The sequence below is a fragment of the Nostoc cf. edaphicum LEGE 07299 genome (assembly GCF_015207245.1).
In the GTDB taxonomy this organism is placed as follows: Bacteria; Cyanobacteriota; Cyanobacteriia; order Cyanobacteriales; family Nostocaceae; genus Nostoc; species Nostoc edaphicum_B.
The window spans coordinates 1-6,103 of the sequence record NZ_JADEXF010000248.1 but is presented as its reverse complement, the minus strand read 5'-3'; the positions used below and the strand labels follow the sequence as shown (position 1 = coordinate 6,103).

Here is a 6,103-nt window from a genome sequence, read left to right as displayed (position 1 = left end):
GTTCGTTATGAATTAAAGCCGTTGGTGGAAGTTGGACATCCCCGAATTGATGTGTTGGGTAATTTGTCTGGAATTTTCCGAGATAGTTTTGTCAATATCATCGAATTGTTGGATGATTTATTTCAACGGGCGGCTGATGCTGATGAACGCGAAGATCAGAATTTTATCAAAAGACACGCTTTGGCTTTGAAAGCCCAAGGTGTGGAAAATGCATCAGCGAGATTGTTTTCTAATCCGGCGGGTGATTTTGGTTCTTTGGTGAATGATAGAGTGGTTGATGGTAACTGGGAATCTGGTGAGGAGTTAGGCAATACTTGGCAAAGTCGCAACGTGTTTAGCTACGGCAGAGAAGATAAAGGTCAAGCTAGACCGGAAATTTTGAATACATTGTTAAAAACTAGCGATCGCATTGTTCAAGAAATCGATTCGGTAGAATATGGTTTAACTGATATTCAAGAATATTACGCCAATACCGGCGGTTTGAAAAAGGCAGCAGAAAAACAAAGCGGTAAGAAGGTTACAACCAGCTTTGTGGAAAGTTTCTCGAAGGATACTACACCGCGCAATTTGGATGATTTGCTGCGAATGGAGTATCGCACCAAGTTGGTAAATCCCAAATGGGCGCAAGCGATGGCAAATCAAGGTTCTGGTGGTGCGTTTGAAATTTCTCAACGGATGACAGCGTTGATTGGTTGGGGTGGTACTGCCAATTTTACCGATGATTGGGTTTATGACCAAGCGGCTGATACTTATGCTTTAGATGCAGAGATGGCGGATAAATTACGCAAGGCAAATCCTGAAGCTTTCCGCAATATTTTAGGAAGAATGTTGGAGGCGCATGGGCGGGGTTTCTGGGAAGCTGATGCTGATAAGTTGGATAAGTTGCGGCAATTATATGAGTTGACAGATGAAGAGTTGGAGGGAGTGACGGTTTAAAAAGTATAGGAATTCGATTTGATTTGGAGAAATTATTTGCGTAGGAAGGCAATAGGCAATAGGCAAGAAGCCTCTTTGAGTTACACTGAATTTTTTCAAAAACCAAATACTAGTCCTATAGATGCGTTAAAAGTTCAAATAAAGACACTAAGGATTAATAAAAATTATGGAAAATTCTTTTACTGCTGTATATGAAAAGATAGATGATTGGTATATCGGCTACGTCCAGGAGTTACCTGGTGCTAATGTCCAAGAGAGAACTCTGGAAGAAGCTAGAGAAAGCCTACGGGAAGCTATAGAGTTAATTTTAATATCAAATCGGGAACTCGCAGAGCAACAAATTTCTGGTAAAGATGTCGTTCGTGAACAGATTACTGTCAAATTATAGTGAAAAGACGTGAATTGATTCGCCATTTGGAAAAGAACGGCTGTTTGTTTCTTCGAGAGGGTGGAAGGCATACGATTTATTACAATCCATCAAACAATAGAACCTCGGCAGTTCCAAGACATACTGAGATTGTTGAGATTCTAGCTATCAAGATTTGCAAAGATTTGGAAATTTCCCCACCCTAGTACAGTAAGAGACTAAGATCCCCGACTTCTCAAAGAAGTGGGGGATCTTATTGTTCACAACTGATTTAGGACTGCTATAGAACCCATTTGAGATCTATACAGGAGGGCAATCGAATTTGGCTGAACTACGAGCTAAGTTACAAATTTTATAGATTGATCGTCAGGATTTTTTTCTTGCTTTTTTTGTCGCTCAACACGACTGTATTGTAGGGTAATGTATCCGTTAAGAGCGGAATTGGCAGCCTAAAACTGGGGCTTTTATGATCGAGTTCGCCTAAATCAATGCTTTTCGTTATATCGCCATCTGTTGCAAGATTTGCGGTAAGTTCGCCTTTATAATCTTCAATTAAAAAGTCTCTAAAGAAAACGACTTCCCCACCCTCAGGATCTATACCAAGGATGACCGTACCGCTGAAAGTTGCGCCTTTTCGTTCTTCATCAACCGTTGCCATTGTGATTTCCGAGGGGTCTTGACCGGACATATCTGCCATAAACTTTTTCCTGGGCGAATTCTCAACAATTGAAAATGATTTTACAAGAGCGCTATGGGCGATCGCAAAACTCTCAGGACGTATTTCTGCATCGGTCTTGCAAATGTATAGCCAAGTTACTTCTGGTTATACGCCTAATTGGAAGATTGAGTAGGGATGAGTAGGGGCCCAAAGCGATCACGAAGCGTTGCTGCAAAGCAGATCGCATCGCAGAAACCTGATAGAGGGGAGACGTTGAGAAGTTTCCGGATAACTTGATCCGACCTTGCTTGCCTCGGCAGTAGAGTGCCCTTATCTGTGAACTGACAGGTTTATGGAGTCCAAGGATATATAGAACCCATTTGATATCTATGCCTGAGCTAACCGCTTAAGCATGAGTCTGATAAAACATAGATTGAGCTTGGCAGTCGCATGAGGCAATGTTCGCTCAAAGTTCTTGACCAAACTCTTACATCGTTCCATCCAAGCATTTGAACGTTCTCTTCCCCCAACGAGTTGCAACCGGGACAAACCCCGTTTTACCAAGGGCATCTTTTTCTGCTTTCGTGGGTTTGGGTGCCAGTTGGAATCTGAGCTTGGTCATAATCTGAGGATAAAGTGTTTGCAGGGCGGCTGTGATCTTCTCTGGATGGTAGCCGTGGTCAAGCAGAATCGTAATCTTTGGAATATTCATAGGCTTGGCACGAAAGTAATCCAAGTTCTGGCTCAATAGTTCAATCAAGCCAAGGTCATCACTCACACTGGCTCTAGTGCAGTGGGTGAAGAAGACTTGTGTGTACACCGTAGCCTTGGAAGGGGAGGGTTAGGTGGGGTAATACAGATGTGCTACACTACGAATTTCTGTACTCCACACAATTGCAAACTAATAACTCAAGTTGCTAGTTATATATTGGTATTTTGAATAATTTATTTTTGCAAGTCCCTTAAAAACACATCACAATTCTAATTCTGGAAAATATGCTGAGGCTTAATAGTACCAATTCAAAGTACTATTTAATTCTAGTAATTATACTGTGTATTATGCTTAAGCCTCTGTCATCTGTTTTAGTTGCTGCTACCATTCTAGTTGCATCAATCAATAACCCCAGTGATACTTTAGCTCGAACTTGTGCCTCTAAGTGTGGGTCGCATCCAATTCAGTTTACACCTGGGCAACACATCCGGGTTGAAGTTATAAATAGCACACCTAACATGATTAAAATTCAAAAACCCTCTGGGACTGATGCAATATCCTTGAATCCAGGGCAGAAATTAAATTTAGGACAAATAGAAGGTACTGAGCCAAATACATCTCTGATATTTTGGAGCGAAACAGGTTTATCACTACAAGCGATTGTCTCCAAACTTAACTTTGGCACATTGCGATTAGAACTCCGTCCGACTTGGCGCTCTCCGGGCGATCGCTCGTTATATATTATGGATGATGGTAGGATAAACGTGTTTTAGATAGCAAATAATGTTATTAGTTATGAGTTAAGAAACAACTGTCAATTCAATACTCATAACTGAAAACTCCTAACTTTTATTGTGCTAGATCGACCTGTATCTGAACTCTCAAAGCCTCGCCAACGCTTACCCGATCAGCGCTGGCAGATTTATCCGCAAAAACCAGAATTTGCCCAAAATCTGGCAGCTTTGACAAATCTTTCACCGATTGTCAGCCAGCTGTTGATTAATCGGGGTATGGAAACACCAGAACAGGTACAAGCATTTTTAGATCCAGAGTCTTTAATTTTGCCTTCGCCCTTAGAAGATTTCCCAGATTTGGCAATTAGTTTGGAGTTGTTGGAAAATGCGATCGCTTCTCAAACAAAAATTGCGATTTGTGGTGATTATGATGCTGATGGGATGACCAGCACTGCTCTACTTTTGCGTAGTCTCCACACTTTAGGCGCACAAGTAGATTATGCTATCCCCAGCCGGATGCATGAAGGCTACGGTATTAATAAACGCATAGTTGAAGAATTTCACAGCGAAGGTGTGGGATTAATTCTGACTGTAGATAATGGTATCTCTGCATTTGAACCAGTTGCTAGAGCTAGAGAACTTGGTCTTGCAGTAATTATCACCGATCATCATGATATCCCCCAAAAATTACCGCCAGCTAACGCTATTCTCAACCCCAAACTAATAGCTGAATCCTCACCTTATCGGGGTGTTGCTGGTGTTGGTGTTGCTTACATCTTGGCAGTTTCTCTAGCACAACAGCTAGGGCAGACTAAGGGCTTGATCCAGCCGATGCTAGCACTGTTTACACTGGGAACGATCGCAGATTTAGCACCCCTAACTGGTGTGAATCGTCGCTGGGTAAAACGTGGTTTACAACATTTACCCAAATCAAATTTAGCTGGGGTGCAAGCGTTAATTCAGGTAGGTGGTGTCCAGGCGAGGGGAGATGAGGGAGCAAGGGGAGCAGAGGAGCAGGGGAGCAGGGGAGCAGAGGAGAAAATTTTTAATACTCCGACTTCGCTCAGTACAAGTCCAAAATCCAAAATCCAAAATCCAAAATCGCTCAAGCCTGAAGATATTGGGTTTCGCTTGGGGCCGCGAATTAATGCTATTGGTCGAATTGGTAATCCCCAAACTGTTATTGAATTGCTGACTACAGATGATATGGGGGTGGCGCTAGAAAGAGCAATGCAGTGCGAACAAATCAACGCCTCTCGCCAGGAGATGTGTCAGCAAATTGAACAAGAAGCGATCGCTTATGTAGAGACAGAATTTGTTGCATCTCTACATAAAGACCGTGTATTAATTGTTGTTCAACCCAATTGGCATCACGGCGTTATTGGCATTGTCGCCTCCCGCTTGGTAGAACGTTACGGCGTTCCCGTGTTCATCGGTACTTATGAAGATGAGGAACATATACGCGGTTCTGCACGCTCAATTCCAGAGTTTCATGTATTTGAAGCTTTGGAATATTGTCACGATTTATTAGGGAAATTTGGTGGACACAAAGCAGCCGGGGGATTCTCTTTACCAGCAGAAAATTTACAGGTGTTGCGATCGCGTTTGATTGAGTTTGCTAATCAGTGTCTTGAACCCCAACATCTCAAACCTCTGCTCAAAATTGATGCGGAAGTCAACCTCAATCATCTCAATCAGCAGCTTTATCAACAGATTAATGCTCTACATCCCTGCGGTATGGACAACCCCGATCCAGTTTTCTGGACACCTAATGTCCAAGTGATTGAGCAAAAAATTGTTGGTAAGGGTCACATCAAACTGACAATTGCCCAAACTATTGATAATCAGGAGTATAAAATAAAAGCGATCGCTTGGCGTTGGGGCGACTACTTCCGCTTACCACCGCGTGTGGATGTCGCTTACAAACTGCGAGAAAATTACTTTAACGGTAACACCAGTATCGAATTAGAGTTAATCGGAGTCAGATTGCCAATTCAGATTCAACAATTTTTTGCTTCGCCACCTATCCAGTCAAGCACCACCTTTGAGTGTAACCAGCGACAATATACTTGTGGTTTCTATAAAAATGGTATTAAAGCAGAATTAAGAATTAGAAATTCTGAAGGCAAAGTCTTAGCCATACAGCCAGGACATATAATCGGTTTACTGGGCACTAATCGTCAAAATGCCAAAGAAGTTGATATCTCTCAGCCACAGTATGACAGTATTATCCAAGCTGCCCTTCAGGCGTTATCAGTACTGAGTGCTGAGTTATGAGTTATGAATTTTTAATTAACTTCTCACTCTTAACTGTTAACTCCTTAGTCAGCACTCAGCACTCTTATAGGTTGCCGTTGCGAAATGCCAGCAAAAAGATTACCACTGGCCCAGCAATTACAATTAGCGCCACGGACAGCAATTGGAAAATAACTTCCCAATTGATACTGGTAAAAGCGTTAAACAAAGCGTCAAACATTTTTCCTTTTCTCCTTCCAATAGTCTTAAAAAATTCAATAACTTAAATTAGAAAACCCGAAATCGATCATATCCGGCTATGGCCTGTTAGATTTAATTTACTTAACAAAATTATAAGAAAAGATATAAAAACGTAAAATATAAGGGATTGGGATCAGGGGAGAGGTGACAGGGAATCATCTGTCCCCTATTCCCTGTCCCCTATTCCCTGTCCCCTATTC

8 protein-coding genes are annotated in these 6,103 nt (G+C 42.0%); 5 read left to right on the top strand and 3 right to left on the bottom strand.

What is annotated here, in order from left to right; translation table 11 throughout:
• The 3 genes from IQ229_RS09565 to IQ229_RS09555 all read left to right on the top strand — a co-directional run.
• On the top strand, window positions 1–936 hold a 936-nt coding region (locus tag IQ229_RS09565), incomplete at its 5' end, for a cobaltochelatase subunit CobN (protein WP_194043189.1).
• A 166-nt stretch (window positions 937–1,102) separates the two neighbouring features.
• Complete coding sequence (locus tag IQ229_RS09560) at window positions 1,103–1,324, top strand: type II toxin-antitoxin system HicB family antitoxin (protein WP_174711734.1); 222 nt, start codon at window positions 1,103–1,105, stop codon at window positions 1,322–1,324.
• Complete coding sequence (locus IQ229_RS09555; RefSeq protein ID WP_194043187.1) at window positions 1,324–1,509, top strand: type II toxin-antitoxin system HicA family toxin; 186 nt, start codon at window positions 1,324–1,326, stop codon at window positions 1,507–1,509. Before IQ229_RS09560 ends, IQ229_RS09555 begins: the two co-directional genes overlap by 1 nt.
• Before the next feature lie 146 nt (window positions 1,510–1,655).
• On the opposite strand, the gene IQ229_RS09550 is transcribed toward IQ229_RS09555, so the two are convergent.
• Entirely contained in the window at window positions 1,656–2,000 is a 345-nt protein-coding gene (locus IQ229_RS09550) for a hypothetical protein (RefSeq protein WP_194043185.1), read from the bottom strand.
• Window positions 2,001–2,448: 448 nt separating this feature from the next.
• Window positions 2,449–2,781, bottom strand: coding sequence for an ACT domain-containing protein (locus tag IQ229_RS09545; protein ID WP_228013343.1), 333 nt, complete (start codon window positions 2,779–2,781; stop codon window positions 2,449–2,451).
• Between the two features lie 239 nt (window positions 2,782–3,020).
• Between IQ229_RS09545 and IQ229_RS09540 the strand changes: the two genes are divergently transcribed.
• Window positions 3,021–3,446, top strand: coding sequence for a hypothetical protein (locus IQ229_RS09540; RefSeq protein ID WP_194043183.1), 426 nt, complete (start codon window positions 3,021–3,023; stop codon window positions 3,444–3,446).
• Between the two features lie 81 nt (window positions 3,447–3,527).
• On the top strand, window positions 3,528–5,684 hold the full coding sequence (locus IQ229_RS09535) for a single-stranded-DNA-specific exonuclease RecJ (protein ID WP_194043181.1): 2,157 nt from the start codon (window positions 3,528–3,530) through the stop codon (window positions 5,682–5,684).
• A 64-nt stretch (window positions 5,685–5,748) separates the two neighbouring features.
• On the opposite strand, the gene psb30 is transcribed toward IQ229_RS09535, so the two are convergent.
• Window positions 5,749–5,883, bottom strand: a complete 135-nt coding sequence (psb30, locus tag IQ229_RS09530) for a photosystem II reaction center protein Ycf12/Psb30 (protein ID WP_194043179.1) — start codon at window positions 5,881–5,883, stop codon at window positions 5,749–5,751.
• Window positions 5,884–6,103: the final 220 nt, after the last annotated feature.